Below are 26137 nucleotides of genomic sequence, written 5' to 3'. Positions count from 1 at the left end.
CATTTTTTCTCCGACAACGCTTTCATCTCATATTCTCTATTTGTTTCATTTTTGCATCGATAAACATCATTATGAAAGTGGAACGTTGCCTATTTCAACTCGCTGTTGTTTCATGTTTTGATTCGACTTTCTCTTTCTTTCCAATTTTAAAAATAAAAAACGATGAAATTACTAAAACTGTAATTAATGATGTTAAAAAGAACTGTGAGCGAAGACCATCCATAAAGTACATCGAGAAATAAATTACGACCATTGCTATAATCGTAATGTAGGTTAAAAATGGAAAACCCCACATTTTTAAACGTAACACTTTTCCGTTTTTCTCAGCTTGTTTGCGCTTTATTACATGTGATACTGCAATAACAATATAAACTAGAAGGGCAATTGACCCTGATGCATTTAAAAGAAATGAAAAAAGTTTATCTGGTGAAATAAAATTAAATACTGCAGCCAAGAATGCAAAAGCTGAACTTGCCCAAACTCCCCAATATGGTGACCCACCTTTGTTTACTTTTGTAAAAATTTTCGGAGCATTCCCTTGCTTCGCTAACGAATATAGCATACGAGAATTCGTATAAAGTGCTGAATTCAGACAAGAAAGTACTGACAGAAGTACAACCACTTTCATGATTGTTGCAGCCCCAGGAATTCCTAGATTTGTAAGTAAAGTTACATATGGGCTACTTAACGATTTTGCGTCATTCCAAGGCATTAATAAAACTAAAATAGCAACTGATCCGATGTAGAACAATGCTACACGCCAAACAACTGAATTAATAGCCGTTACAACAGATTTTTGAGGGTCTTTAGATTCACCTGCAGCAATTGCAGCAATTTCAGATCCAAAGAAAGCAAACATTACAGTCATAAATCCACCTAATATCGCACTTATACCTTTCGGGAAAAATCCGCCATGCTGTGTCAAATTTGATAATCCCGGAGATTGAATGTTAGGGAAGAATTTAAATAAAATCGCAAGCCCTACTAACATAAACGCTGAGATCGCCACTACCTTTGTAATGGCAAACCAATATTCAAACTCTCCAAATGTTTTCACTGATAAAATATTAGAAAGTGTAAGTACAAAGGTAAGGATTAAAGCCCAGCCCCATAATGGAATACTTGGAAACCATGAATTCATAATATTTGCACCTGCAATCGCCTCGATTGCGATTGTAATAAGCCAGAAAAACCAATACAACCAGCCAATCGTGTATCCTGCCCAAGGGCCAATCGACTCTTTTGCATACGTTGAAAACGATCCACTATCTGGATTTTCAGCTGCCATTTCTCCTAACATTCTCATAAGAAGAGCAACTAATATTCCAGCTATTAAATAGGCAACAATTGCTGATGGACCTGCACTATGAATTACATTTCCACTACCTACAAATAAACCTGCCCCAATGATACCACCAATTGAAATCATCTGAATATGACGGTTCTTTAAATTTTGTTGTAAACCTTTGTTATGTTTCTCCATACTCACATATTCACCCTATTCTTTTTAACGTTAATATAAAACCCTTTATAAAAACCTTGCATTAAAAGACTCGAGCATTTCCAATTCAACTCCACATTCGGAGGTTACATTAAAAAAATTTAGACATATGAAAATGATTAAACGAACTGTTTAGTTGAAATTTGACAATCAGATAGTACGTTTTCTAAAATTGCAAGCCCTTCACTTAGTTCCTCATCTGTAATCACTAGTGGACTTAAAAATCGAATGATATTTCCATCTAGACCTGCAGTAAGTAATAAAAGTCCAGCTTCATTAGCTGCTTTTGCAATTTTTGTTGTTAGATCTTTATTAGGTGTTTTTGATGTTTGATCCGTCACAATTTCTACTGCACACATTGCTCCTAGACGACGGAATTCTCCAAAACAGTTGTACTTTTCTTGCCATTCTTTCACTTGGCTCTCAAGCACTTCTCCAATCCATTGTGCTCTTTCACATAATTGTTCTTCGTCAATGACTTCTAATACTGCTAATGCAGCTTCACAAGCAAGTGGATTTCCACAATAAGTTCCACCTAATTCACCTGGATCTGCCGTATCCATTATTTCCGCCTTTCCTATAACAGCACTTAATGGCATACCACCTGCGATCGATTTAGAAGCAGTCATAAGATCAGCTGCAATTTCGAAATGCTCCATCGCAAACAATTTTCCTGTTCTTGCGAATCCAGTTTGAATTTCATCTGCAACCATCAAAATACCATGTTTTGTACAAAATTCACGAACATGTTTTACAAATGATTTTGGCGGTATAACAAATCCACCTTCTCCTTGAATCGGCTCCATGACAATACATGCAACAGTCTCTGGTGCTACTGTTGCTACAAAAAATTGATCAAACTGTGCAATAACATCTGCTTCGTATTGCTCATCAGTCATCCCCTCTGGCTTACGATACATATATGGATATGGTGCTTGATATACTTCAGGTGCAAAAGGACCAAAACCAAGTTTGTATGGTTTCACTTTACTTGTCATTGTCATCGTCATTAATGTACGACCGTGGAATCCACGAGTAAATGTCACAACTCCTTGGCGCTTTGTATATTTTCTTGCGATTTTTACAGCATTCTCAACAGCTTCAGCACCGCTGTTTAGTAAAATTGCTTTTTTCGCAAAATCTCCTGGCGTTACTTCACACAATTTTTCACAAATTTCAATGTATGACGGGTACATAATGACATTGAATCCAGGATGAATGACCTTTTCTGCTTGCTTTTGTATAGCTGCTACTACTTTTGGATGTGAGTGCCCGACGTTGATTGTTCCGATCGCTGCACCAAAGTCAATAAACTTCTTACCTTCTATATCGTATAGTGTCGCTCCTTTACCCTCTACAGCAATTGCTCGGTTTCCATTACTAACGCCTTTTACTACGTATTTATCTCGTTTTTCTTGCCATTCTTTTGTTGATAGTTGCTTACCCATAATTTCATTCCTCCATTTTTATAATGATTCGTTGTTCGACTTTTCAATAACTGCATCTTTTAATTAGGGAGTAACCATAGCTATTATTTATAACTGCAAATTTCCTCACTTCAATTACCAGTATGAGAAACTATAAATATAAAAACGTATACCATCTATAAAGCCAATAAAGCTAGAAGGTAAACTTGAAAATAAATTATTTTTAGGCGATATATGCAATTTATCCTTTATGCCAAATAACTAGTTTCATTTCAGTCATCTCTTCAATTGCATATTTCAATCCTTCACGTCCTGTTCCACTTTCTTTTACGCCACCATATGGCATTTGATCAACACGGAACGTAGGGACATCATTAATAACAACTCCACCAACATGCAGCTCGTCCGCTGCTTTCAGTGCATTCGAAACACTATTTGTGTAAATTCCAGCTTGCAACCCATAACAGGAATCATTCACAGCATCGATTGCTTCGTCAACTGAAGATACTTTACAAATTGAAACAATAGGAGCAAAAACTTCGTTACACGATACTTTCATGTTACGCGTTACACCTAAAATAACTGTTGGTTCGAGAATGTTACCTTGCGTTTTACCACCTGAAGCAATTGTCGCACCATGAGATTTTGCTTCTTCGATCCAGCTTAAAGCACGATCTAAATCATTAGGTGAAATTAGAGATGAAACATACGTTTCAGGATTTAGAGGGTCACCTAGTTTAAGTTTGCTAGCCGCATCTGCAAACTGCGAAACAAACACATCGTAGATTTTTTCGTGTATGTAAATACGTTGTAAAGAGATACATACTTGTCCTTGGTTTGAAAATGCACCCATTAAGCAACGATCAATGACCTTTTTTACGTCGATGTCTTCGTCAATGATTAATGCAGCATTTGAACCAAGTTCAAGAGTTGTTTTCTTAAGCCCTGCCTTCGCTCGAAGTGAAATTCCAACAGAGGTACTTCCTGTAAAAGTCACCATACTAACTAGATCACTTTCTACAATAGTGTCACCTACGACTCCGCCTGGACCCGTTACAACATTTAATGCCCCGTCCGGTAGTCCTGCTTTTTTGAACAAGTCAGCTATAAAAAATGCAGAAAGTGGTGTTTGTGAAGCTGGCTTCAATACAACAGTATTGCCTGAAGCAATAGCAGGACCAACTTTATGTGCAACTAGATTCATAGGAAAATTAAACGGAGTAATTGCTCCAATAACTCCAATTGGATTTCGAACGGTGTAGCCTATTTTTCCAACTCCTCCAACTGCCGCATCAAATGGGATCGTCTCTCCATGGATTCGTTTTGCTTCTTCTGATGCAAATTTATAAGTTTCAATGGTTCTTATTACTTCTGCTTTGGCGAATATAAGTGGTTTAGCTGACTCGAGAGCAATCACTTTCACAGCTTCTTCAAAATTTTCTTCAAGAAGCTGTGAAACTTTCTCTAAAATCGTTGCTCGTTGATGAGCAGGCATTTTAGCCATTACTTCTTTAACATCATAAGCAGCTTGAATCGCTATTTGCGTTTGCTCTTTATTAGCTATTGAAATGTCTGCAATCTTTTCTCGTGAATAGGGAGAAAGCAATTCTGAAAAATGTTCTGTTTCTACATGTAGTCCGTTTATCCAAAGATTCTGTTTCATGGTTTCCCCTCCATAATTTATGAATACGTATTAATGATAAACGTCAGCAGGAATAAGTGTCAAATAATTTTTATTTTTTAGCATTTTTAAAATATTCATTTTTTTCCTAAAACCGTACCCGTTTTCTCAGTTTAGTGAGATTCTACTTCAAAATTACGTTAATTTCGGTTAGAACACTCTCGATTAAGCACATTTTTTTAAACAATCTCGGCGTTCCAATCTACATGATCAATAGTCATTCATTCTAGTTTTATGAATACGTATCCAAAATTTTCAATTATTTCCGTAAAAGTCTTAATCAAATTCTTTTTTATTTGTTATAATTAAGAATAATCTCATAAAATTTCTAAAGATTATGTTGTTTATGGAAATTAAAGTAGTTTTGGAGCCTGCCTTATTCATTGCATTTTTAAAATTAATTCACTATTATTTTAAATTAATATACTATGAGCTTGGAGTGATTTATTTGGTTTCTTCACACGATGTTGCGAGGTTAGCTGGTGTCTCTCAATCTACTGTTTCTCGCGTACTAAATGGATCTAAAAATATTAAACAAACTACAGTATCGAAAGTAGAGAGAGCCATAAAAGAATTAAATTATCGTCCGAATATGATTGCTAGAAATCTCGTGAAGAGAAAAACCAACATGATTGCATTAATCACAGGACATATTCAAGATCCATTTTATGAAGAATCTACGCGTGGAATTGTAACCATCGCAGCAAAAAAAGGATATAATGTTCTCGTTTATTTTCATAAATCAGATAACGATAACATGCTTTACAACCAAGTTTTAAGTGCACCTGTTGATGGAATCATAATGTCCTCTATTTTAATGGATGATCCTATTTTTCCTTTATTAGAAAGTATGGAAGGCAAACCGTATGTGACTTTCAATCGTAAGCATTCGTTTGGGAAAAACTATTTTGAGATTGATAACATAAAAGCTGGTGAACTAATTACAAATCATATGATAGAGCTAGGTCATAAAAATCTAGCCTTTATAGGTGGACCGCTACAAGCTTCTACTTTTTACGGTCGATTAGAAGGGTATAAAACAGAGGCTAATAGACAAAAAATAGAAATTCACGAAGATTGGATAAAATCAACCGATACAAGTGTAGAATCCATCGTCAAAGCATGTAAAGAGTTATTTTCAGGTATTGAATTTCCAACAGCCATTGTCGCTGCAACGGATGCTATTGCATTAATATGCTTGGATTTCCTACTTAATAAAGGCTTTAAAATACCAGAAGATATCAGTATTGGTGCAATTGACAATATAGAGTTTTCTGCCCATGCATCTATACAATTAACTACAGTGGGAACTCATTTAAGTCAATCTCTAGGAAATCTAGCTATGGAACATCTAATTAATATGATTGAAAATAAGGAGAAACAAATTGATCCTACAACAACTACAATCACACCCAATTTGATTGTTCGACGTTCAACTAGCCAACCAAGAATAAATAAGTAAAAAGAGACGTGAATAACTCACGTCTCCGATTTTCCAATCCATTTTCCAAATATCATTATGTTCACACCCTAATAAACTCATCCAATTTTCTCCCTTTTAGCACCTCCATTTTTTTAGTATTCTACTTTTTTATGAGTACTTTACATCTTTAATTGCAGCTAATAAATTTTCTCCAACAATAGGATAATGTTCAGGTTTAATTCCTAAGCTTCTATGTTTATGTGCAATTAGATTTACTTCTTTTAATATTTCGCCTAAATTTTCAATATGTAGCGCCGCCGCATAAACTGCATTTGCTAAAGCAGTTTGTTGTCTTCCTCTTTTTTTTTTTTGCTTCGTTAAATACATTAAGGAGTTCAGGGTGTTTCTGAAATAACAATTCATAAAAACGAGTTGTAATTGCTTCACCATGAATCTCTAATACTGGCACTGTTGACTTAATAATTTTTATCTTTTCTGGACTTAATATATAAAAAATATCCCTCCTTAAAATGGAAATACTTTGTTATAATTTCCTTTTAATTGAAAGAAAATTCGCAAATAGATTTGTAAATTACAATTAGTTTAACTACTAGAATACTTGTAAGTAGATTGAATAACTTTGAAAAATATGAAATAATTTATTTACTATCAGGAGGGATAAAATGACATTAATTTCAGAAATTCTAGAATACAATCAACAATTCGTTGAAAATAAAGAATATGAAAAATACATAACGACTAAATTTCCAAAAAAAAAAATGGTGATTCTTACATGTATGGATACACGACTTGTTGAATTATTACCACAAGCGATGAACTTTAAAAATGGTGATATCAAAATTATAAAAAATGCTGGAGCAATCGTTTCGCACCCATTTGGCAGTGTGATGCGAAGCATACTAGTTGCAATTATTGAGCTTGGCGCAAAAGAGGTAGCTATCGTTGGACATCATGGTTGCGGCATGAAAGGGCTAGAATCTGATTCTTTTATAGAAAAATGTGAACAAGCTGGGTTAGATAAAGAAATCATAAATACGTTAACAAACGCAGGTATTGATATTAAAAGTTGGTTAACAGGATTTCAAACAGTTGAAGAAAGCGTTGAACAAAGTGTTAAGATGGTCAAAAATCACCCAATGTTTCCGAAAAACATCAGTGTTCATGGACTTGTAATAGATCCAGAAACAGGAAAATTGGATATAGTTGTAGACGGATATGAGAGCTAGTTTAGTGGGAAATTTCATCCTTAAAGCAGTTTCACGATAAGAAAAAGGATTTCCCATTTTGTTATATCCCTGTCAAGTAGACAATAAATAAAAGGTACGCAAATTAAACAACCTTATCCCAATATTCAGTAGGGACTAAGGTTGTTTTAATTTCTTTTCGATTTCAGAAAAAACACTCCGTTTTTACATGGTTAAAAACTCTCTATACAAGCATTATCCAAACTATTCCCTTTTCTGGACTTTACCTTTTATTTTTGTCTTCAGTTAATACTTGTCCTAAATCTTTTGAAAAAGTTGCATGATCTTGATCAACTAAGCTAGTTGCCTCAGTCTCTGTTAGCTGTTGACCTTTTAAACTTGATTCAAGTTGAGCGACTTTTGCTGGCTTATTATTAAATTCAACAATTACACTCGTTTGGTTAGTAGATTCTAAATCGATATCAGGTTTAACTCGAAGCCCTGTCTCATTACTCGTTGAAAGTTGATGAAGTGCTGCTCTCTCGGCTGGTGATAAATTTGCTAGCATTTCATCTACTTTCGAATAACTAGCTGCCTTTGTTGAGTTTGTTACATGAGTTAGGGAACCAAGAAAAAACTTGAAGATAACGCTTATACGGAAAAACTTTTTACAATCTTACTCCTAATTCTTTTTTCTCATAATCATTTGCTTACTCATATAAGTAAAATTTTCTTATTAAGTAAAGGATACTTAATGAGTAGTTAAAATTAAAAATACTACCTATCTAAGGAGGTATTGTGTTTGGCTAAGCGTTTATTAATATTCATATTTACTTTATTATTTTTTTTATTTTCTCCAGTTTTAAGTGCTAATGCTTTGATTGTATATGAAGTAAAACCGGGAGATACTTTGAAAAATATATCAAAACAATATAAATTGAATGAAAAAAGCTTTGCAAATTTAAATGGATTAGATCGAAATGATAATCTTGTGATTGGACAATCTATGATAATTCCTGGGTCTACTTACTATGTGAGACAAGGAGAAACTTTATGGGATATTGCATTTCGACATTCAATTGACATTAATTATTTGAAAAGTAAAAATAATATTACTAGCGATGTAGTAATTCCAGGCCAAAAATTAATTATTCCTTCATCTCCTAAAATCACTATTTGGACTGGTTCTTATTTAATTCCTAAAAATAAAAAAACTAATACATGGATGATTGATTATTATAAAAAGTCACTTACAAGTATTTTTATATTTGAATTTCACCCTACTTCTCAAGGGAATATAATTAAAGTAAAAGAAAATCAGTCTAATCGGATAGCTTGGAAAAATCACATTTTTCCGTACGCTACATTAACTAATATTAGTAAAAATGGTTTCGATCCAAAGCTAGTGCATTCATTACTTAGTAAAACATCAATGCGAAAAAAGTTGGTAAATAACATCTATACTCTTTTAGACAAAAATGATTATAAAGGAATAATGATAGATTTTGAATCACTAAACCCTGAAGATAGGAATAGCCTTAATTTATTTATAAAAGCATTATCTGAGAAACTTCATCGTTCAAAAATGGAAGTTTTAATGGCGATGCCTCCAAAGGAAGCAGATCATATTCCTCAATTTTATGATGCTTATGATTATTATACCCTTGGTAAATATGTTGATAAGATGTTTTTAATGACATATAACTGGCATTGGCCGAACAGTCCCTCAGGCCCGATAGCTCCATTAAATGAAGTGAGAAAAACGTTAAATTATGCTGTATCCGTTGTACCAAAATCAAAATTATTATTAGGAATTCCTCAGTATGCCTACGATTGGCCTATTACTGGTGAGAAACGAAAAGGAAGCGCATATTCCACTCAAAATGCTATTAAAATGTATAAGAAATATGAAAGTGAAGTCTATTTCGATCGAGAAACTTTATCACCAGCATTTCGTTACACTGACAAAGATGGAATTATCCATGACGTTTGGTTTGAAGATCCTCGAAGTTTACTAGCAAAATTTCACCTTGTAAAAGAATATGCTTTAGGCGGATTAGGGTGTTGGCATCTGGGTATTACAATGCCTCAGACTGAACAATTATTACTTAATGAATTTAAAATTAATTAAAAAATTAACAGCCAATTTTTAAATGATTGGCTGTTTTTTATGCTGTGTAATGATTTTTACTTTTTTCTTCTAAAATTGTTCTTAATTCCCAAGTAGTTGCTTCTGAAAATTGTTTCTCAATTAACTGGATAGATTTTGGTGCAATTCCCATCCCCTGGTATTCTGGCAAAATGAATATTGGACTGATCCAAAACTAAGTTTCCTCATTCCAATAGATACAAATTGCCCCTACAAGAACATCATCATGCAAAATTTTATAAAATCCACCAAAAGAATAATTATTTCTCTTAATTACATTATCAAACGGTTCTTTTGCTGTTTTTTTACGGCATCTTTATATTTATCTAACAATGGCATAAAGGCATTCACTTACATATCAAAAATTACTTGTGCATCTGCGTCTATTACTTTGTCTAATTTTTACTAGCTCACACCAACTAAATTTTTAAGTTCCGATTATTAAATTCTATATTTTATATTGTTTTTCCTTGTTCGACTATCCTGCCATTTAGTTCAACAAAAAAATCGACTATAAAGTCGAGCATGTTGTACAGATAATGCACTGCGTAAGTTGTATTAGAAGAGTAGTCTTTACTTTTCTAATTTAACTCATCAATTCTTTGAATACTTAGTTAGTGTAAACACACTAAAATAAGAACCTATGTATGTATCCTTCATGTATTAGAACCCACCAATTTTTTATTTGGACGGCTAATTTTTTAGTTACGATTTTACAATATTATACGTAAGGCCAATTGCACCGGAATTAAATGTTTTGTTTTCAACAAGTGAGAGGTTGCGTTTATTTTCTGAGCCCTTAAATAAAGGTAGACCACTTCCTATAATAACTGGTGAAATTGTAATTTTAATTACATCAACTAAATCAAGTTCCATAAGATAATGTGCAAATCTTGGACTACCTAAAATAATAATATCTTTACCAGGTTGTTTTTTTATGTTCTTAATTTCTTCCTCAATATTTTCTTTTATTAATCTTGAATTATTCCATTCAGCTTTTTCAAGAGTTGTAGAAAAAACAACCTTTGATGTCTCTTCTATCCATTTAGCATGTTCAATTTCATATTCTGATGCTTCAGGGTTAGAAGGTACAGAAGTCCAATAATTTTCCATCATTTGGTATGTACCTCTTCCCCATAATACTGTATCTACAGTACTTAAAATTTCTCTAGCATGTTTTTCTAATTCTTCATTGTAAGATACCCACCCGATATCCATTGCACCGTTTGGCCCTTCTACAAAACCATCTAAAGAAGAATGTAAAAATAAAATGACATTTCTCATAAAATCCTCCTATTTACTAAGTTATGTTTTTTCTTATGTTTATATAAACGAGAAACTACTAACTGTTTTTATGGTTTATAAGATATTTTTCTTATTCCTTCCCTTTTCTTATATTCTTCACTTGAAAAAAAATCCCTTTAAAATCTGGTTTTCAACGTCAAATCTTTGATAATTTTCCCATTTCTAAATTGATCAATACTGTCAGTTAGTACATTATTTTATCTGCCATTTTTGTTGAATAAAAATAAGCCTATCTCGGCTCCAAAATAGAACGATTAGCTGGTTAAGTTGAACAACGACGATCTAAAATTAAACTATGGCCATAATAGTTTTTTTAACCATCTATCACCCTCGAAGCTATATCTTAATCGTATATGCCTACGATCTTCGTCAGCCTGCCAGAACTCCACTTCTTTAGCAACTAATCGATACAAAGTCCACGAAGGAAACACTAAACTTGGATTATGTTGTAAAATTTCAATTTGTTTGTTTAGTGCCTCATCTAACTCAGAATGTTCTTTTAAGATTGAACTTTGTTTGCCAATCAAAGCTATTGCACGGGCTACAGTTCCTCTAGCTAAAAAATCTTTAACACTTAATTCATTTTCCATTTTAATTGCAGTCCCACGTATTCTGACTTGTCTACCAATTAGTGCCCAATAAAAAGTCATAGCAACATTGGGATTAAAATCTATCTGTTTACCTTTTTCACTTTGTGAACTTGATGCAAAATACCACCCATATTGATCCACATCTTTAATAATTAGAACCCTAGCATCGGGAAATCCATTATGATCAATTGTTGAAAGAGTCATTGAATGTGGTTCGTGTATGCCATAATCAATTGCTTCTTGGAACCATTCTAAAAAAAGTTCATTTGGAAATTCTGACGTATTGTTAAAATTAAACGCAGGAAAGGGTCCATTAAGTGTTTTAATTTTTGTTATAACTTTCCTAATGTCGTCCATATAAATCCTCCATCTATTTAATCAAACATTTATAATTAAGACATTCTCCAAATTTTAACTAACCCGCTAAATTTTAAAAAGGGAGCGGATTAACAGCTCCTAATTCTATTTAACTAACACAATGCGTTAATTCAAATTTCCCCCTTCTTATAAATACTTGTAATATGTAACTATTGCATTATTTAGTTGAACAAGCGATATATACAAACTGAACTAACGATAAATACCAAAAGAGATAAATGTATCTTTAACCCTACCTATAATCAAAGAACTATTTTCCTGTTAATATTAACTTTCGAGTTTTACCATCATATATTTTATAACTAATACCATACTTATGGTCTTTTGTAGTTGTCACCTTACAAAAATAAGGAATTGACTTCCCATAAGCATCTAGTGCTGGAATACCTCTGAAGGAAAACATCTCATCTGTATCGAGAATATCAAAGTCAGCTTCAGAAGAACGACCTGATGAATCTATTTCGATAACACATTTTCCACTGACGACATCATATTTTTTGAATACAATATATTTTAGGCTAGGGAGAGTTGCTATTAAAAATAAAACACCAATTAAAAGGAATCCAATACCTCCAATTAATATTTTATAGTCTTTAAAGCCATCCATTGCAATAAAGAGAAATACTGCTGCTATTAAAAATCCAACTCCGAGAATGAGCAATACATAATAAATGAGCATTTTTTCACTTCCTATCACTAATATTGCCTTCCTCAGACAACTCTTCTATATATAGATAGTAGCTTTTTATTTTGTTCAATCATTTAATTGTTTCATTACTTATCCAACTAACCCGCCATTCAGCTAAATAAAAAAAATCGACTAAATAGCCGATCATGTTGTTCAACTAATGCAATGTGTTAGTTTGCATACTTGGTATCACTTTTTAAATAAATTCGATTCGTGCTGTATCAGTATCAATAACAAAATATGATTTAGGCAACTTCTCAATCGAATAATAAAATCAATAGTATTACTAATACCATCCCAATAGGTAGCGAAATTAACAATCGCTTCCACTTTTCATAATTAAGAATAAATACTAATATGGATACTATTTCTAATAACCATAAAGAGACTCTTTCACTTATATTTAATGAATCTGGTAAATACATTGCAGTTATTAATAAAAGGATAGTCCAAAATATTGAATATTTAATAATACTTAAAACCAATTTAAAGTGCACGATAATCCATTCCTTATTTACTATTTTATATGAATAATATCATATATCTTTCTATTAATTTTAAAGTACAATACTCGGAAATACTATATAAAAATTGCAATTAAGCAGTTAGTGTTCAAAAAACTAAAGTTTTGTTAGATCAATAAGGTATATAACAAAATATAATTCTCTGTGTTTTCAGTATTTCCTCAAGATGATTCACTTTTATTAGTCCATTTAACTTTACCATATCTTGGAATATTTATGTTTATTTTTTGGGAATTTCTTATCCCACAAAAACATGCTACTTAAAAACTATCAACCTAAAAAATTATAAGATTTATAGAGACCTTATTCCCCTCTATCATAGATTGACTATGCAGATCATTTTATGAAACAGACGTATACTTTAGTTCAATTGCAATAAAGTAATATATAAATCTGCTCAATTCTTGTTTAACTCATAAGTTAATTGGAAATTACTAAAAAACTGTATGATATTTAGTGTATAATAAGTATGAGGTGTTTAAATGAGTAAAGCTAAAGCTAAGGGCGGTACAGGTCGAGGTACAGATAAAAAGGGTTGGAATAGATGGCAAGCTAGCGCAAAAAAAGCAAAGAACGCGAAGCCATATGTTAGCAAAGGTACTAAAAAGGGCAGTTCCAAAACAACTAATAATAATTCAAATGTCTAATTGTATTAAATGATTAATTTTATCTTCATTTTATATAGGCTATAAAATTTAATTCATAATCGCGTTAGATTTTACCCTTATTCTTTTTCGAATAGGGGTTTTTAATTTATAAGACAAATTTATAAGACATAAAAAGAGTCAGATCCTACTATATAGAATCCGACTCTTTTTGGTCAATTAAGCCTTTTTAACATTAGTTGCTTGTGGTCCGCGTTGACCTTGTTCTACTTCAAATGTAACAGCTTGACCTTCGTCTAAAGATTTAAATCCATCAGTTTGAATTGCTGAAAAATGTACGAATACATCATCACCATTTTCACGCTCAATAAATCCAAATCCTTTTTCTGCATTAAACCATTTTACTTTACCATTTTCCATTTTTGTTACCTCCCAGTGTGGCTTACACACATTGTAATATAACAATTTTAACAATATAATTTCAATTAATCAAATTTCCATCAAAAATAGCGAATGAACAAAGAAATATGGCTAATCATAAGTCCGATATTATGTAACTAACCCTTTGCTTTATTTAATAATAGGTGTCACTATTTTTTCTCTAAATTACTTATTCTTTGCTCTAATTCTTCAATTTTTTTATAAGAAATATACAAATTCTTTGTTGCAAATAACCTTACTTTTTTTACAATCTTAAACACTACATACACTACTACAATTAAAATGATCAATTGAAATAACGTAATGATTAAACTAAAATTATCCATTTTGCACTCTCCTTTTCAAACTCGCATTTAATCATTAATACAATTTACTAAAATGATATGCGTCGTGCATCTCTAGACTCTTTAGTTCAAAGTGTTTATACATCCATTTTCTATTCCCTCCAATTTAATCCCTATAAAATAAAGCCCCTTTGGTCATTCTTATAATTCCATTTAAGTTTAAAAATTCCTTTAATGATTAAACGATCCTGCCATTTACTGCAATAAAAAAACTGCAATTAAGCAGTTTAGGATTCGCTAGTTATATAAAAATTCTTGCATTGATACAATGAAACCAAGCAAGGATACTATGAAATAAATATAACCCAACTTTTTTTGTTTTTGTTTAAATTCTGGTATACATGCCAATAAAAACAATGCTGCTAAGAAAAAGTGCATATAAGGGAGTAATCCTAACTTATGTGTTATTAAGCCAAAAATAGATAATATTAAGACAATCAATATAAATATCATTCTTAAAATTTTTAGCATTCGAATTATTCCCTTCGTACGATTTACATACTTTAGTTTAAGTACTGTAATTCTCAATTTTTAATATATCTCACAGGTTATTTTGCTTTATTCGATTAAATAACCGACGTATTAAATTTATTACTTCAGCAGCTACAAAACCAATCAATATCATCTTTAAGAAAAATATGTTATCTGAAGTAAATGTCAATTGTCTAGTTCTCAAATAGTGAACTAAATAACCCAATACAGCACCGCATATAAGCCAAATCCATATGTGTTTAAATCTTTCCAAAATATATGTTTTCATTTAGCTGACTATTATCTCCTTGCTAACTATCTAACTTGTCATTTGAATTTGATATCCTTTTTCAGCAAACATGTCATTTAATTTTTAATTAACACCAAAGATTGACACTCTAATAAACTAACAAAATTTAATACTATTATATTATACAATAAAGTCATAATTATTATTTTGGGGGAATTCCCACTTTTTGCATAAAAAAACAATTTTCCTTTTACCCTTAAATGCATTTCATCAGAAAAAATCGATTTTTAGCCAAAGTACTGTTCAACTAAATCAATACGGTAGTTACATAAGAAGTTATTTTATTTTTTCTTCAGTAAAGGTAAATCGGAAAAAGTAAAAACAAGTGAAAAAGGTATAGTCGATGATAAAATCCTATCCAAATATACTGATCAAACCTACTATTGCAATTTCAAATCCTATTTAACCGTTCAAGAATACTTATTACTATACTTCATACAACCACAAATATAAGAGTTACTACCTAAAGGATTTTTAAACGTAGTAAAGAATAAATTAGATAGTAGATAAATAAAATTGACTTTTTTACTTGAAATTTCGATTTCAGCTTTAAATTTAGGGATACATAATTAAAAATGAACAATAACGATCACATTAATCAAATAAATAATCAATATGCTTGCTACAGATACTCATACTAAAAGCTTCACTCATTTTTTAGGTATTCAATGAATCAATTGAATAATTTTGAAAGGTCATAGGGAGGTAAAGGATGAAAGAAAATAACAAGACTCTTATTTTAATAGGACTAATGATTGGAGTCATTTTCTCAGAGCTTGATGAGACAGTCGTTTCAACAGCTATGCCTACAATTATTAGAGATTTAGGAGGTCTAGCGCTTTACGGCTGGGTTGGTGGAGTTTACATGCTTTCGATGACATCTTTTATGGCAATACTCGGCAAACTTGCGGATTTATATGGACGAAAAAAAATATATTTATTTAGTATGGGATTATTCATAGCTGGATCAATAATTAGTGGAACAGCCCAATCAATGGAAGTCCTTTTAATTGGACGTGGGATCCAAGGGATTGGTGCCGGCGGATTAATGCCACTCGCGATGGTCATTTTCGGAGACAGCTTCCCAGTTGAACAGCGTGCTAAGCTACAAGGTATTTTCGGAGCTGTCATGTTTATACCTCAACTACTTGGACCGCTCATTGGAGGATATTTTGTACAACATATTTCATGGCACTGGATCTTTTTAGTAAATATTCCAGTTGGAGTTTTAGCTGCAATTTTATTAGCTTTAGGATTAAACGAAACGAAAGTAGACAAAAAAATAAATATCGACTGGTTTGGCGGAATCTTACTAGTCACCACTTTAATCAGTTATCTTCTCACTCCTGTACTTCATCAAACAGAAGGATATGCATGGAGTGAACCTAAAATGATTGGTTTACTAATTTTAGGAACCATTTTCCTTGGCCTATTTATTTTTGTCGAGTCAAAAGCAAAAGAACCAATTATCCCATTGCATTTATTTAAAAATAGAAACTTTGTTGTCATTTCGGCTCTTGTATTTGTATTTGTTCTTGCGATAATGGGTTCACTTTCATCTTTCCCATTCTTCTCGCAAAATGTACTCGGTTTAACACCTACTGAATCTGGCTATTTAAATGTACCAATTATGGTTGGTGCAATGGGGGCAAGTGTAGTTGCTGGTCGAGTAATGAATAAATTCTCCTATCGAAATATTTACGGTGTTTCATTTATTATTCCTATGATCGGTTTCTATTTACTTACAGGTATCACGGCTCACACTTCAATTATTACATTCGTTTTTTATTTCATTATTCTTGGACTTGGATTCGGTGCACTATTTAACAATGCATTAATTGTTCAAGAATCAGTTGAAAAAGAAAATGTAGGGATTGCTCAATCTGCCGTTATGTTATTTCAATCCATTGGTATGACGATTGGCTTTAGTTTATTTGGTTCATTATTAGCCTCTAAAATTACATCAGGGATGAAATCACTAGCTGGAAGTCTTACTGTGGATCAATTACTACAATTAAAAAATGTAGAAAATGGTATGATTCAAACAAATCTTGATTCTAATTTACTAGAAAAAGTAAAAACAGTCTTCACTCATGCATTCCAGGATTTATATTGGGTATCTTTCGTGCTTTCCATTTTAACATTTTTAATTTGTTGGGGACTGAAAAAGGAAATTTTAATAAAGAAAGATGAATCAAGTGAAGTAAAAGAAGTAAATTCTATTTAATTTAGTACACCATTCCATTTTGTAATACTGCTTCAGTTGACGGAAAAAGCATTTAAAAAATAGTGATTTTTAAACAATTGAGTTATCATTTTAAAGAATATTCTGAGGCATTGCTCATGCAATGCCTTTTGTTGTTGTTAATTTGCTAATAGTGGACGGACAAATCATCATTGATCCTCCATTGGACTTGAGATTTGTCACCTCAAACAACTTTTAGCCGCTAATCATATTTTCTAAGTTCGGAACTTTCACCCTTTAGTTCAAATATACCTTTTTATGAACGTAGACTTTTTAACTTATAAAATAAAATAATTGCTGCAAACACAAACGTTACTGAATTAGCCGAAACAACTGCAAAATCATGAATAAATATTCCGTAAATTAACCAAAGAAAAACACCTGCACTAAATAAAATATACATAATTAGTGAAATGCCTGACGTGTCTTTTGTTTTTATTGTTTTAATTGCTTGAGGTAAAAAGGAAGCTGTCGTTAATACAGAAGCAATTGCCCTAAAATACTTAAAGTAAGAATTAAAAAGTGAAGTAATTTCTAATTGACACTGATATCACAATAAAAAAAGAGATACAAATTCAGTTGTGAATTGTATCTCCAATGTATATGCTTTTTATTGTTTTCATCCAAATAACCGAATCCATTGACCTTTTTGGGAAGGGTTTCTACTTTACTTTCCAGTTATATGCTTAATTACATCTTCTAAAGATTTTTCTGCCATAGATGATAATCGTAAACTATGATTCTCAAACTCTAAATGTGAGGTAACCTGATTAGGAACAATTACACAGTGTAATCCTGCTTTCGTTGCAGCAATTAATCCGTTCAACGAATCTTCAAATGCAATAGCCTCTGATACTTGAACTCCAATTTCCTCAATTGCTTTTAAATATAACTCTGGATCTGGTTTAACTTTCTTTACATCATCTTTTGTCTTAATTACTGAAAAGTATTTATAAATATTTAATTTTTTTAAGAAACTTTCTACCCATTCTTTTGATGAGCTAGAAGCTAAAGCTATTTTTAATCCCGCATTTTTTGCTGAAATTAAATAGTCTTCTACACTTTCTCTTAAAGAAGGCTCGAGTAGTTTCTCATCAACTAGCTCTTTAGCCATTTGTTCGATTAGTTCTTTTTCAATTGGTTCTTTTAAATTTGAATTAATAAAATCGAATAAAATCTCATCACTTGTTCCCACAACCTCTGAAAACTTTTGAAGAGTTAACTCCACTTCATACCGATGTAGTACTTCCTTATATGCTTCGAACCAAACAGACTCAGTATCGACAATTAGACCATCAAAATCAAATATTACAGCTTTAATCATTCCATTTCTCCTTTTCCTTAGTTGGACCATTTTACTATATTATGATTATTTCAGTTTATCATTTTTCTAGAGCAACAAAAAATATAAATATAATATCTAAGTTTAATAGTTCACTTTAGCCAATCAGGTTTAATGAGAGAAAATACGTTTAAATCATGAGACTGATCCCCTTGAACTAAATAGCCTCTCAATAATCCTTCCTTTTGAAAGCCTATATTCTCAACTAAGGTAGCTGAGGCTGTATTATCCGGGAAAATATTAGCTCCAATTCGATATAGTCCTAGTTTATCAAAGCAATATGATGTAATTTCCTTAATTGCTTCTGACATAAATCCTTTTCTCCAATATTCAGGTAATAAATCATATCCAATTTCAGTTCTTCTAGCGTGTAAAACTAAATTATTTAGTCCAATTGTTCCGATTAATTTTTTTGATTCTTTTTCTACGATTCCAAAGCGTATTCCTTGTTGATTTTCAAATCTAGTTTGAAAAGAATCGATCATTTTAACCGCTTGATCTTTTTCTGTAAAAGGTTCCATACCATAGTATTTAATTACCTCTTCATTTGAAAAGATGGAAAATATCTCATCTACATTTTTTTGTGTAATTTGTACTAAAGATAATCTCTCTGTTTCTAGAACTGGAAAATCCATCATATTACCCCTTTCACAACCATCGAATTATTTCATAAAAATCAGTTTTTCATTTGAAATACCTTATTTTACCATAAATCATGATTTAATTTTCTTAAATTTCATATGATTTATTTATTATTCATTTATACCTAATTCCTCATGAAAATCATTCTGTACAAAAGTATCCTTTTTTTGTGTTATCCAAAATTTGGGAATAATCCATTTTCACAGAAATAGAAATAAATAGACTCATTTCATTCATAAGGGAGAACAGGTACATGAACAATCAATTAAAAGTGAATCCACAGCATTTTTACAAAGATCCATATTCGTATTTTAGTAGCGCGAGAAAAATAAGTCCTATGCTTTACACAGAGCTATTTCAGAGAACTGGTTGGCTAGTAACAGGCTATAGAGAAGCAGAAATCTTGCTAAAAGACCCTCGTTTTATAAAAGAAGCATCCAAAGTCACTCCACCTGAACAATTACCTGAAAGTGTTATGCCTGCAATTGCAATAAATCAAAAAATGATGTTATTTCGAGATGCTCCTGATCATACGAGATTGAGAAATCTCGTGAACAAAGCCTTTTCTCCAAGAATGGTTGAAAATTTACGAGCCTCTGTAAATGAAATTGCTGATCATTTAATCGCAAATATGAAGGGGAAATTTACACACGAGCTAATACGTGATTTTTCATATTTATTACCTGTATTTGTCATAACTGACCTTTTAGGTGTTCCAAAAGAAGATCGAGATTTATTTCGCAATTGGTCTGATGCATTTATTAAATTTATTGATTTTAATACGACTATAGAGGATTTAGAATTAGTATCAAAGCATTTTCTTGATGCTTCTAATTATTTCAGACATCTTATTTCTGAAAGAAGATTAGAACCTAAAGAGGATTTAATCAGTAATTTAATCGTAGCAGAGGAATCTGGAGACAAATTAAATGAGGATGAAATGATCGCAAGTTGTCTTCTATTATTAATTGCTGGTCATGAAACGACGGTTAATTTAATAACGAATGGCTATTATTTATTATTAAAACATCCTGAGCAATTTGAGCTATTAAAAAATGATTTAACGTTAATTCCTTCTGCAATAGAAGAAATATTAAGATACGAATCACCCGTTATTTTTACATCTAGATGGGCTAGAGAAGACTTTGAATTCGCTGGAAATTCGATTAAAAAAGGCGATTACTTTATGGTTTCATTAGGTGGAGCCAATTACGATCCAAAAATCACAAATAATCCTGAAACATTTGATATCACTCGAAAAAATATAAAACATTTATCCTTTTCATCCGGCCCGCATTTCTGCTTAGGTGCACCTCTTGCTAGATTAGAAGGACAAATTGCAATAGAAAAACTAATAAGACATTTAGTTAATCCAGTTCTAATTGAGGAGCCGACTCGCCGTAAAAATGTTGCTTTTCGTGGGTTTGAAAACTTAAAAATTCAAGCAAGTATTCAATAAAAGACTAAGTTGCAGTAATAAAAATAACACAATAAATAAACATAAAAGAGCATCGAGATCTCGGTGCTCTTTTAACTGTTCAAAATCGGTTTCTTATTATCAACACTCTCAAAAAAATGAAATAAAATCACAGTTGCTGGATTATTTGTTGTAAAATATTTAACCCTTTTTTTAAGTCTTCCAAAGACGCGTATGCATATGAAAGACGAATATGGTGTAAATCTCTTGGATCGTAAATATAACCTGGATTTATCAATATATTTTGTTTAAGTAATTTTAGAAATAAAGTCTTATTTACAATTGGATTATGAAACCTGAGCCATATGTAGAAACCACCTTCAGGCTTTTTCCATGAAGCTATTTTTTTAAATTCCTTTTCTAAAATTTCTTCTACGTATTTAGCTCTTCTTTGCAATTGTTCACGAAGGTTAATAAGATGCTTTTCGTATAGACCATTTGAGATCCAGTATGATACGATTTCTTGCGAAAAGCCACTTGAACCATAATCTGTTTGCATTTTAATATCAGCCAATCGTTCAATTACAGGTGAAGGTGCAACAACCCAACCAATTCTTAATCCCGGACTTAGTGTTTTGGATACACTCCCTATATAAAGAACTTGCCCTGATGTATCAAGCGATTTTATAGCCGGTGAAGATGATTCAAATAGCAATTCGTGATAAACATCATCTTCAATAATCGGAATTTGTAGCTCTTTGCAAGTATTAAATAGATTTTGTTTTTCTTTCAACGACCAATTATAGCCTGTTGGATTGTTTAGTGTTGGAACACAGTAGAATAAAGATTGCCTCTTCCCTTTAAGTGCACGTATGTTATCTGGTAATAGATGTTCCCTTGAAACTGAAATCATTCGCATTCCATTAGATTGAAAGGGATGTACTGAATTTAAATACGAAAATTGTTCTTGAAATAAAATAGATCCCTCTTCTAATAATCCAACTGCAATTAATTGAAGTGCTTGAAGTGCACCTGAAACAATTAAAATGTTCTCTGGTGCTGATTCAATACCGCGTTTTTTTAAATAATTACATAAAATTCCTCTGAGCTTTTCACTTCCTTGCGGAGATGAATAGCCAATTGCTTTAGAATCAAGTGAAATCTTTTTTAACGAATCTTCTATTTGTTTAGTTGGTAGTAAATCAGGTGATAATTCACCTGTTCCAAGACGTATGATATGATCCATTTGCTCATATTCATTTATGAGTTGAATAGTATGGTAGTTTGGTTTATGAATACTTGACTCAATATGTCTCTGCCAATTTGGTTGATATTTGCTCAAAAGTACGTTCCAGGAATTGTTAGCCACAAATACCCCTGAACCCACTTTTGATTCGATCAAACCATCTGCCCTTAATTCATCAAGTGCAAGTTGAACGGTACTGCGGTTCACATTAAATTGCGTTGCTAGTTGGCGCTGTGTTGGAATCTTTGTGCCAACAGACCAATCACCTCGTTCAATACGAGATTTTATCCAATCTACAATTTGATGTTGAACAGTCAAATGAGAATCACGATTTGGTTTCCATTTCATCTAACTCCCCCTAAATTGGATGGATATAAAACCATCCAATTGGTTGTTTTCTTTTAGTTTTATCATAGTACGATAGTAATTGAAAGGGAGTTGATTAGATGGAAGCTATTATTCATGGTCTAGTCTTAGCATTCGGACTTATTTTACCTTTAGGGGTACAGAATGTATTTGTATTTTCACAAGGTGCTACTCAATCAAAACTAATTCGAGCGCTTCCAGCGACTTTTACTGCTGCGCTATGTGATACTTTTTTAATTCTTTTAGCTGTTTTTGGACTTTCCACGATCGTTCTACAATTTGAATGGCTAAGAATTAGTCTGATGATTTCTGGTATTTTGTTTTTAGTTTACATGGGCTATGTTATTTGGCGTTCTAAACCAACAACAAGTGAATCGAACAGAGCATTACCTAGCCGTCAGCAAATCATTTTTGCTTTATCAGTATCCTTATTAAACCCTCATGCAATCTTAGATACAGTAGGTGTGATTGGAACAAGTGCATTAAAATATGTCGGAAAGGAACAAGTTCTCTTTACGATCGCATGTATTGCAGTATCTTGGATTTGGTTTTTGGGATTAACGGTCGCCGGCTCAATCATGAAGAAGATAGACAGCACAGGAGGTTTAATGAACATATTCAACAAATGCTCCGCCATATTTATTTTGGGAACCTCCATTTATCTTTTAATTGGTTTAACTTAATGTATTTTAGAGGATACTCGAATAATGATCATCCTATATTAATAGTTTTACATAATCTTAGGGTAATTGAATAAGTGTTTTTAAATTTATCTTTTTACAGTAGGTTTAGTAAAAAAATAGTTATTAAGTAGAAAAATGACAGACTAAAATTTTATTAGTCTGTCACTTCACTTTACATGATTCTTAACAATCAAGTTTTTTTAGTTATTAAGTTAGTTGAATCTATATTTCTTTTAATCAACTAGTCGATACTTTCCTCAAATAGAAAGGTTAATTATTGTAGATTTTTTCTATAAAGAAAGCACCTCAATATTTTGTTCAATCAAAATTCATTTCTAATTCATGTTAATCGAACAAAATATGATCCCTATCACTCTTCCAATTTTAATAGATTTAATTTCTACATAATGTTTCTATCTCCTTTGATTTTAAGGCGGGTTATTTTACCATTGAAATGATCGTAATTTCTAATCAATGGAAGAAGTATTCTTAGTTATTCGACAAAAATTAATACACAAAAACGGTCTGTTCTTAATCCTCTCAATTCGGTAGTTGAACCAAATTTAATTCTATTTAAACTGCTTCTTTACTTCTGCAAGCGTTTAAAAAACTTTATTATACTTACAATTATTGCAATCAGGAAAACTATTAAACTATTTATTAATAGATAGCATCCCACAAGATTTAATCCGAAGAAGAATCCAAAAGCATCTTTAAGAATAATCATTGCGATGAATCCCTCAACAATTGCTAAAACTCCTGCAGAGATCAGGATAATAAATGCAGAGAAGTATATATTTTTCGTTTTTCGATAATAAAAAAATGCGATTAAATTTACAGATAATATTGAAATGATCAGTAATAACATTAGAAGTTGTGTCACCATGTAATCCTCCATGTGTACATAATTTTTATTATCAATAAACAATTAGTAATTCCCGATTTAATATATCCATATTTTACCATATGTTTTAAAAAGAAAATTTAATAATTATTTTTAGGAAAATTTGTAGGAATACAAAAGGGGCTGCTGTCAAATTAAATACTAATTTGTCAGCAGTCCCTTTATGTAATCAACCTCTATTTATTGTTCAAGTTACAGTCTACTTCTTTTAAATTGAAACGGCTTTTTAGCACATGCAAGGAGAGACTATTTCGGTCTCTTTCTTTTTCGAGGGTCTGAAACCAGTTAAGTCTGAAGTCTGAAATAAAAATCAAGCTCTAGCACGATTACCAAAGGTTTAGAAAAAACGTAATATGAAATCAAGATAAAACAAATACCCTGCGGGGGTACTTCAAGATATTATATTAATACCCAAAAGGGTGCGATTATTATGATAGTCAATACATTTGTTTCCGAAGGAGGATTATAATATGAAAAGATTAGTCATGCGTTTAGCTGTTTATTTATTAATTTTAGTTGTGTTTGTCGGGGGACTTGAGCTTTATGGCTTTAATCGTCATCAAAAAGATTTTTACTTAAACGTTCGCCATGAGCCAGTTCCTTCACTACAAGGAGTGAAAGTTCCCCAGTTTGACCCAAATAAACCTACTGTGGCAGTTGTGATGGCGGATTCATCAATACCAACTGAAGATTTCGATTTTCTCATTCCATACACACTGTTTTCTATGACGGATGCTTACAATGTATATGCTGTTGCACCGGAAAAAAACATCAAGTCATTATCAGGTGGTTTGGATGTAATCCCACATTACTCTTATAAAGAACTGGATTTTCTATTAAATAAAAGTCCAGATATCATTGTTGTTCCTTATATGAAGATGACAGATGAAAAGAAATACAAACCAACTCGCGAATGGATTCAAAAACATTCCAACAGTAAAACGACGACGTTTTTAAGTATTTGTGGTGGATCAGAGAATCTTGCTGATGCAGGTTTATTAAAAGGAAAATCCGCCACTTCACACTGGCAAGCTTTACCTCTATTAATCAAGAAATATACTGAAACACAATGGAAAGAGGATGTGCGGTTTGTTCATGATGGAAACACCTTAACTACAGCCGGTCAAAGCGCAGGGATCGATGGAGTACTTCATCTGATTTCTCAGAAACTAGGGGAACCTGTGGCTGCAAAAATAGCTAAGGAAATTAATTATCCTACGTACCATTTCGTTCATAATCCAAAAGTAGAACCTTTTAAGATGAATTTAGAATTTACAACATATTTACTAAATCTTGGATTCAATTGGGATAAGAACCAAAACGGGGTTCTTCTGTATAAAGATATGGATGAAATAGCTTTATCTTCTATATTTGATTCTTATGGAGATACCGGAACTACACAAATCTTGACTGTGTCAAGTTCAGATGCTCCAATAAATACGAAACATCATCTTAATATTCTGGCTAGGCATCAAATAGCTAATGCTCCGAAATTAGACAAAATGATCATACCAGGTGGCGACGCAAAATCACTTGCTGGAAAAGATATAAAGCTTTGGGATGAAAAAGGTAATGCTAAAGAGACTCTCCTTATCCATAGTGACTCACCAAACAGATATCTATTCGAAGCACCATTAGAAGACTTAGCTAAACAAGAAGATCTGTTAACTGCCAAACACGCTATTAAACGTTTCGAATATCGTGCGCATGGTATCCATCTTGAGGGCAATCCATATCCGCTTAAAACTTACGGCCATTTACTTCTAACCGTTCTACTATCTTTGTTAGTAGCTTTCTGTATTGACAGACGATTCATTATGAAAAAACCAATCTTCAACTCGAATAAATAATCCAATTATCCATTACCGCTTACGGGCGGTTTTTTCATTTATTTTATGTCAGCTAAAAAAGTGCTCCCCCATTGGAGGTGAAATTGCGAATTTAAAGTTCGTCACCACTCACTTTTTTATGTCTTTTTAATATTTTACTAAATAAAGTAAGGGGGCAATAATATGGATTTAAATGAAAATTTTATTATTATTCTTCTCAAAGAAATTTCAAATTTATTACTTAGTGGTAATCTAGCTGAGACTTTCGCTTTTGCAATCCTACTAAGAACAATAACTAACGATCGAATAATAAGAGACTTGTTCGTTTTATTAATCATTGTCATACGGATCACAAATTCGAATGAGAATCATGATGCAACAAATGAATCAACTAACAATAATTCAACTGCCACACTATAAT

Annotated in this window: 24 protein-coding genes and 1 pseudogene; 9 read left to right on the top strand and 16 right to left on the bottom strand. The window is 32.1% G+C overall.

What is annotated here, in order from left to right:
* Positions 1-94: 94 nt before the first annotated feature.
* The 3 genes from AN960_RS22890 to AN960_RS22880 form a co-directional block, all read right to left on the bottom strand.
* A complete protein-coding gene (locus AN960_RS22890) occupies positions 95-1483 on the bottom strand; it encodes an amino acid permease (protein WP_056476878.1) in 1389 nt (462 codons plus the stop codon).
* A gap of 137 nt (positions 1484-1620) precedes the next feature.
* Positions 1621-2949, bottom strand: a complete 1329-nt coding sequence (gene gabT / locus AN960_RS22885; protein WP_056476875.1) for a 4-aminobutyrate--2-oxoglutarate transaminase — start codon at positions 2947-2949, stop codon at positions 1621-1623.
* 220 nt (positions 2950-3169) lie between these two features.
* Entirely contained in the window at positions 3170-4591 is a 1422-nt protein-coding gene (locus AN960_RS22880) for an aldehyde dehydrogenase family protein (RefSeq protein ID WP_056476872.1), read from the bottom strand.
* Positions 4592-5057: 466 nt separating this feature from the next.
* Here AN960_RS22880 and AN960_RS22875 point away from each other — a divergent pair, with 466 nt between their 5' ends.
* On the top strand, positions 5058-6071 hold the full coding sequence (locus tag AN960_RS22875; RefSeq protein ID WP_172795451.1) for a LacI family DNA-binding transcriptional regulator: 1014 nt from the start codon (positions 5058-5060) through the stop codon (positions 6069-6071).
* A gap of 141 nt (positions 6072-6212) precedes the next feature.
* On the opposite strand, the pseudogene AN960_RS22870 reads toward AN960_RS22875, so the two are convergent.
* Positions 6213-6540: pseudogene (locus tag AN960_RS22870) on the bottom strand (globin domain-containing protein); the annotation flags it as partial.
* A 175-nt stretch (positions 6541-6715) separates the two neighbouring features.
* Here AN960_RS22870 and AN960_RS22865 point away from each other — a divergent pair.
* Positions 6716-7279, top strand: coding sequence for a beta-class carbonic anhydrase (locus AN960_RS22865; RefSeq protein ID WP_056476863.1), 564 nt, complete (start codon positions 6716-6718; stop codon positions 7277-7279).
* A gap of 241 nt (positions 7280-7520) precedes the next feature.
* Here the strand turns inward: AN960_RS22865 and AN960_RS22860 are convergent, their stop codons facing one another.
* A complete protein-coding gene (locus tag AN960_RS22860) occupies positions 7521-7805 on the bottom strand; it encodes a hypothetical protein (protein ID WP_056476860.1) in 285 nt (94 codons plus the stop codon).
* A gap of 234 nt (positions 7806-8039) precedes the next feature.
* Here AN960_RS22860 and AN960_RS22855 point away from each other — a divergent pair, with 234 nt between their 5' ends.
* Positions 8040-9368, top strand: a complete 1329-nt coding sequence (locus tag AN960_RS22855) for a glycosyl hydrolase family 18 protein (RefSeq protein ID WP_056476857.1) — start codon at positions 8040-8042, stop codon at positions 9366-9368.
* Between the two features lie 723 nt (positions 9369-10091).
* Here the strand turns inward: AN960_RS22855 and AN960_RS22845 are convergent.
* The 3 genes from AN960_RS22845 to AN960_RS22835 all read right to left on the bottom strand — a co-directional run bounded on the left by AN960_RS22845 (position 10092) and on the right by AN960_RS22835 (position 12338).
* Positions 10092-10670 (bottom strand): dihydrofolate reductase family protein, encoded by a 579-nt coding sequence (locus tag AN960_RS22845; RefSeq protein ID WP_056476854.1) that lies wholly within the window; start codon positions 10668-10670, stop codon positions 10092-10094.
* Between the two features lie 314 nt (positions 10671-10984).
* Positions 10985-11638: a pyridoxine/pyridoxamine 5'-phosphate oxidase gene (locus tag AN960_RS22840; RefSeq protein WP_056476851.1), complete on the bottom strand. Its 654-nt coding sequence runs from the start codon at positions 11636-11638 to the stop codon at positions 10985-10987.
* A gap of 271 nt (positions 11639-11909) precedes the next feature.
* On the bottom strand, positions 11910-12338 hold the full coding sequence (locus AN960_RS22835) for a hypothetical protein (RefSeq protein WP_156339758.1): 429 nt from the start codon (positions 12336-12338) through the stop codon (positions 11910-11912).
* A gap of 1015 nt (positions 12339-13353) precedes the next feature.
* On the opposite strand from AN960_RS22835, the gene AN960_RS24215 reads away from it, so the two are divergent.
* On the top strand, positions 13354-13518 hold the full coding sequence (locus tag AN960_RS24215; protein WP_082459653.1) for a DUF3934 domain-containing protein: 165 nt from the start codon (positions 13354-13356) through the stop codon (positions 13516-13518).
* Positions 13519-13695: 177 nt separating this feature from the next.
* On the opposite strand, the gene AN960_RS22825 is transcribed toward AN960_RS24215, so the two are convergent.
* The 3 genes from AN960_RS22825 to AN960_RS25380 all read right to left on the bottom strand — a co-directional run bounded on the left by AN960_RS22825 (position 13696) and on the right by AN960_RS25380 (position 14639).
* Positions 13696-13896 (bottom strand): cold-shock protein, encoded by a 201-nt coding sequence (locus AN960_RS22825; protein WP_056476843.1) that lies wholly within the window; start codon positions 13894-13896, stop codon positions 13696-13698.
* A 170-nt stretch (positions 13897-14066) separates the two neighbouring features.
* Positions 14067-14243, bottom strand: coding sequence for a hypothetical protein (locus AN960_RS24680; RefSeq protein WP_156339757.1), 177 nt, complete (start codon positions 14241-14243; stop codon positions 14067-14069).
* Positions 14244-14498: 255 nt separating this feature from the next.
* Entirely contained in the window at positions 14499-14639 is a 141-nt protein-coding gene (locus AN960_RS25380; protein ID WP_353611593.1) for a DUF3953 domain-containing protein, read from the bottom strand.
* Between the two features lie 1115 nt (positions 14640-15754).
* Here AN960_RS25380 and AN960_RS22810 point away from each other — a divergent pair.
* Entirely contained in the window at positions 15755-17269 is a 1515-nt protein-coding gene (locus tag AN960_RS22810; RefSeq protein WP_056476834.1) for an MDR family MFS transporter, read from the top strand.
* A 274-nt stretch (positions 17270-17543) separates the two neighbouring features.
* Here AN960_RS22810 and AN960_RS24210 read toward each other — a convergent pair whose 3' ends face one another.
* The 3 genes from AN960_RS24210 to AN960_RS22800 all read right to left on the bottom strand — a co-directional run bounded on the left by AN960_RS24210 (position 17544) and on the right by AN960_RS22800 (position 19264).
* On the bottom strand, positions 17544-17819 hold the full coding sequence (locus tag AN960_RS24210; protein WP_216600092.1) for a SemiSWEET transporter: 276 nt from the start codon (positions 17817-17819) through the stop codon (positions 17544-17546).
* 135 nt (positions 17820-17954) lie between these two features.
* A complete protein-coding gene (locus AN960_RS22805) occupies positions 17955-18611 on the bottom strand; it encodes an HAD family hydrolase (protein ID WP_056476832.1) in 657 nt (218 codons plus the stop codon).
* Positions 18612-18721: 110 nt separating this feature from the next.
* Positions 18722-19264, bottom strand: coding sequence for a GNAT family N-acetyltransferase (locus AN960_RS22800; RefSeq protein ID WP_056476829.1), 543 nt, complete (start codon positions 19262-19264; stop codon positions 18722-18724).
* A 260-nt stretch (positions 19265-19524) separates the two neighbouring features.
* Between AN960_RS22800 and AN960_RS22795 the strand changes: the two genes are divergently transcribed.
* Entirely contained in the window at positions 19525-20730 is a 1206-nt protein-coding gene (locus AN960_RS22795) for a cytochrome P450 (RefSeq protein ID WP_056476826.1), read from the top strand.
* A 127-nt stretch (positions 20731-20857) separates the two neighbouring features.
* Here AN960_RS22795 and AN960_RS22790 read toward each other — a convergent pair whose 3' ends face one another.
* Entirely contained in the window at positions 20858-22282 is a 1425-nt protein-coding gene (locus AN960_RS22790; RefSeq protein WP_056476823.1) for an aminotransferase-like domain-containing protein, read from the bottom strand.
* A gap of 98 nt (positions 22283-22380) precedes the next feature.
* Between AN960_RS22790 and AN960_RS22785 the strand changes: the two genes are divergently transcribed.
* The gene (locus AN960_RS22785; RefSeq protein ID WP_056476819.1) at positions 22381-22983 is read left to right on the top strand and encodes a LysE/ArgO family amino acid transporter; all 603 of its coding nucleotides are present in this window, start codon (positions 22381-22383) and stop codon (positions 22981-22983) included.
* A 586-nt stretch (positions 22984-23569) separates the two neighbouring features.
* Here the strand turns inward: AN960_RS22785 and AN960_RS22780 are convergent.
* On the bottom strand, positions 23570-23866 hold the full coding sequence (locus tag AN960_RS22780; protein WP_286131786.1) for a 3-isopropylmalate dehydrogenase: 297 nt from the start codon (positions 23864-23866) through the stop codon (positions 23570-23572).
* A 491-nt stretch (positions 23867-24357) separates the two neighbouring features.
* Between AN960_RS22780 and AN960_RS22775 the strand changes: the two genes are divergently transcribed.
* Positions 24358-25737, top strand: a complete 1380-nt coding sequence (locus AN960_RS22775) for a DJ-1/PfpI family protein (RefSeq protein ID WP_056476813.1) — start codon at positions 24358-24360, stop codon at positions 25735-25737.
* Between the two features lie 162 nt (positions 25738-25899).
* Complete coding sequence (locus AN960_RS22770; protein ID WP_056476810.1) at positions 25900-26136, top strand: hypothetical protein; 237 nt, start codon at positions 25900-25902, stop codon at positions 26134-26136.
* The last annotated feature ends 1 nt before the right edge of the window (position 26137 follow it).

The organism is Bacillus sp. FJAT-25509 (genome assembly GCF_001420605.1).
Classification (GTDB): Bacteria; Bacillota; Bacilli; order Bacillales; family Bacillaceae_G; genus Gottfriedia.
This window is presented reverse-complemented; position numbering and strand designations above follow the sequence as displayed.